This window comes from Escherichia sp. MOD1-EC5990, from assembly GCF_002965285.1.
Taxonomy (GTDB): domain Bacteria; phylum Pseudomonadota; class Gammaproteobacteria; order Enterobacterales; family Enterobacteriaceae; genus Escherichia; species Escherichia coli_F.
In genome coordinates, this window is record NZ_PTRV01000053.1 from 1 (window position 1) to 3379 (window position 3379).

Consider the following 3379-nt stretch of genomic DNA (forward strand, 5'->3'; position numbering starts at 1 on the left):
CTTTATTATCGAGTTCGGTGACCGCCTGGACGGTCACTTCTGAGAAAAGGCATTTACACAGAATCTTAAACAGGCTCACAGGCTCGGCCACGACGGCAGCTTCTCCAGTACATCACGCAGCCAGGCTACCGGCTCCAGACCGTTCAGCCGGGCCGTATGCAGCAGCGTCAGCAGCTCCGCCATCCGCTCTCCACCCCGCAGCGAACCCGCGAACAGCCATGACCTCCGGCCCTGCGCCACCGGGCGCATCATCTGCTCACACCGGTTGTTGTCCACCGGCACCTGTCCGTCATCCAGGTACGTCGTCAGCGCCTGCCACCGCTTCAGCGCATACGTGATGGCGCCGTGCAGCGCCCCGCCCGGCGCACTCGTTTTTTCGCCTGCGCTCAGCCACGCATGGAACGCCTCCATCCGCGGTCTGGCATACCGGCGTCGCCATCGTCGCTTCTGCTCCGCCGGCCGGGACCGGATGGTCCGCTCCAGGATATACAGCGCCCGTATCTGCTCCAGCGCCTTCCGCGCTCCCGGACTGCCGTTCATCCTGTACAGCTCCATGAACTTTCTGCGCACGTGCGCCAGACACCCCGCTTCACGGATACCCGATGCCACCGGGGACTCTCCTTCCTGACCGCCACGGAACAGCTCGCTGTAACCGGCATACCCGTCAACCACTAGGGTTCCTGACCAGCCGGCCTGCATCGCCCAGGCATACTCACCCCCACGTCCCGGCCGGCAGTCGTACACCACGATATCGCGGGCACTGCCCGCCGCGCTGTGTACCGTGTCGCAACACGGGCAGCCATACTGCGGTCTCACGGTGCACTTCACCACGAAGTGCGCCGGCACATACTCCAGCACCTCATTCACCTCGTCGCGGATATGGCGCATCGCCGCGCCACAGCCCGGGCATGGATGCCCGTCGCCGGGGCCGGTCTCAGGTGCCAGTACCGTCTCTTCCCGTGGCAGATGTGCCGGCAGCGGCTGACGCACCGGCTTCTTCCCGGTTTTTTCCTCCGGCGGCAGCAGGTCCCTCAGCTGGCGGGTGATGTCGGCCTCATCGCTGGCCGCGTCCTCGTCAGCCAGCGGTTTCTGGCTGGCCGGCAGACGCTCGCTTTTACGCCCGAAGCGCCACTGCTGTGCCAGCTTCAGGGCCTCCTCCAGCTCCCGGATGCGCTGTTCATATGCGGTTTTTTCTGCCTGCATGGCGGCATGAAGGTCATGGATACGCTGTTCCAGCGTGGAGTTGACGGTATTCAGGTTGTGGAGGCGCTGCTCATATTTGCGTGCCTGTGCCGTCAGCAGCTCTGTTGCCAGACGGCGCAGTTCATCAGGGTTTTGTATGGTGTGCAGGATGTCATCTGTCATGCTGCCATGATGACAGATGAGGACAGGAACATCCTGATAACAGGCTGATCGTATTCTGATCGTGCTGCCGGGAGGGGGTATTCAGTCCATGCCGGAAGGGGCCCGGCAGAGAGGCGCTGCCAGTCAACACCGGCGGTAAGCCAGGAGAACTGTTCCGGCGTGAGCGACCAGGAGACGTCCCCGTCACGGGGCCAGTGGAAGGTTCCCCGGTGGAGACGGCGGGCGCAGAGCCAGACGCCGTGGCGGTCCCACATTGTACTGCACCCATTTTGTTGGACGATGAAATGGAATAGCCCCTGATATGTCAAAGCCCAAATACCCTTTTGAAAAGCGCCTTGAAGTCGTGAATCACAACTTCACTACTGATGATGGTTACAGGATCATCTCGGCACGTTTTGGTGTCCCCCGAACCCAGGTCAGGACATGGGTTGCCCTCTATGAAAAACATGGAGAAAAAGGCTTAATTCCCAAACCTAAAGGTGTTAGTGCTGATCCAGAGTTGCGTATTAAGGTCGTGAAAGCTGTGATCGAGCAGCACATGTCCCTTAATCAGGCTGCTGCTCACTTTATGCTTGCTGGTAGTGGTTCTGTAGCCAGGTGGCTGAAGGTTTATGAAGAGCGCGGAGAAGCTGGTTTACGCGCGCTCAAGATTGGCACCAAAAGAAACATTGCAATATCAGTTGATCCAGAAAAAGCGGCATCAGCATTGGAACTGTCAAAAGACCGACGCATTGAGGATCTTGAAAGGCAAGTTCGATTTCTTGAAACGCGGCTTGTGTATCTACAAAAGCTGAAAGCCTTAGCTCATCCCACGAAAAAGTGGTAGTGTATTCAAAGTGTTGATTCCTGTTATCGCAGGTAATATTCCCGCTCAATAAATGTACCAATCACTTTGTCGTGCATTTCTGTGGATTTCGAATACCCCAGAGTTTTCCGGTTTAGTCGTTTCAGTCTGTTCCTGAGGTTCAGGTTTTCACGTTCGATGCGTTGCGTATAAAGCTTACCTGTGATGTGTTTTTCATTCGGCAATATGTCGTAAGCCCGGAAGTTATCTGTACACCAGAAAGCAACATTAAATCCCGATAACCGCTTCAGTAACTGGCGAAATACCTTTTTACTTCGACGACCAAAAGCATGGGCAACAATACGTTTGAAACGAGGCTCCCATGCATACCACAGCCAGCGCTGTTGCTTTTTATTGCCGACAAATGACCACATCTCATCAACTTCACAGATGAGCTGAATTTTCAGGTCATCCAGCGGCAGTGTGGTTACACATCGTGGTGCGAGTTTTTTAATGTGCGCACAACGGCATTAATGCTGATATGCAGCGCCCGTGCGGTGTCACGGATGCCCGCATTGTTCATTGCAAGGTCAACAATTTGCTCTTTCATGCCGTGTTGGCAGGCACGATAAGCGTAATCAAGCTGGAAAGTCCGACTGCACATCTGGCACCGATAACGCTGATGTTTAGCTTTTCCCTGACCATGCTTTTTAACCGATTCGGTTTGCCCACAAAACGGGCATTTTACGTCAACTTTAGCCATTCGAAACACTCAGCAAAAAGGAGTAATATTACAACATGATCAACACTTTGAATACTTGCCCTACATTTCACGTTAACCTTGTATTTTTGGGGGCGATTTATGTCTGTATGGGGCTGTTATATTTCAGGAGCTGAGGATATTAAAATGTTTTGCGGAAAAGTTCTCTCCATATCCTGTTTTTCCATTGCATGTAAATATTAAAAGCAGGGATGCACAAAAAAACAATAAGGAGAACATTTGTTATTGTATGATAAAGGATATACAGCAATCAATGATATTTCGATGGCATCTTAACTTTCTTTTATTTGGTTAACGTCGTTTGGGTGAAGGTTAAGGTGCCATCTTGATATCATTTATGGATAACACTAAGTACATTTAGGTAATGACTCCAACTTATTGATAGTGTTTTATGTTCAGATAATGCCCGATGACTTTGTCATGCAGCTCCACCGATTTTGAGAACGACA

3 protein-coding genes and 2 pseudogenes are annotated in these 3379 nt (G+C 53.0%); 1 reads left to right on the forward strand and 4 read right to left on the reverse strand.

Going from position 1 to position 3379, the window contains the following annotated elements; translation table 11 throughout:
- Positions 1–75: 75 nt before the first annotated feature.
- Complete coding sequence (gene tnpC, locus BEB42_RS25720) at positions 76–1365, reverse strand: IS66 family transposase (RefSeq protein ID WP_000128882.1); 1290 nt, start codon at positions 1363–1365, stop codon at positions 76–78.
- A pseudogene (tnpB, locus tag BEB42_RS25725) lies at positions 1362–1616 on the reverse strand (IS66 family insertion sequence element accessory protein TnpB); the annotation flags it as partial. The pseudogene tnpB and the gene tnpC, both read right to left, overlap by 4 nt.
- Positions 1617–1666: 50 nt before the next feature.
- On the opposite strand from tnpB, the pseudogene BEB42_RS25730 reads away from it, so the two are divergent.
- Positions 1667–2202: pseudogene (locus tag BEB42_RS25730) on the forward strand (helix-turn-helix domain-containing protein); the annotation flags it as partial.
- A gap of 12 nt (positions 2203–2214) precedes the next feature.
- Here the strand turns inward: BEB42_RS25730 and BEB42_RS25735 are convergent.
- A protein-coding gene (locus tag BEB42_RS25735) for an IS1 family transposase (RefSeq protein WP_089578867.1) occupies positions 2215–2912 on the reverse strand; the annotation gives its coding sequence in 2 pieces (ribosomal slippage) (positions 2215–2663 and positions 2663–2912; 699 coding nt in all).
- Between the two features lie 393 nt (positions 2913–3305).
- Positions 3306–3379, reverse strand: a 74-nt coding sequence (locus BEB42_RS25740; protein WP_004200914.1) for an IS1 family transposase, incomplete at its 5' end; no start/stop codon positions are given.

Bases quoted from the DNA above. Each gene is read 5' to 3' on its own strand.
- tnpC (WP_000128882.1), bottom strand. From the start codon at position 1,365: ATGACAGATGACATCCTGCACACCATACAAAACCCTGATGAACTGCGC.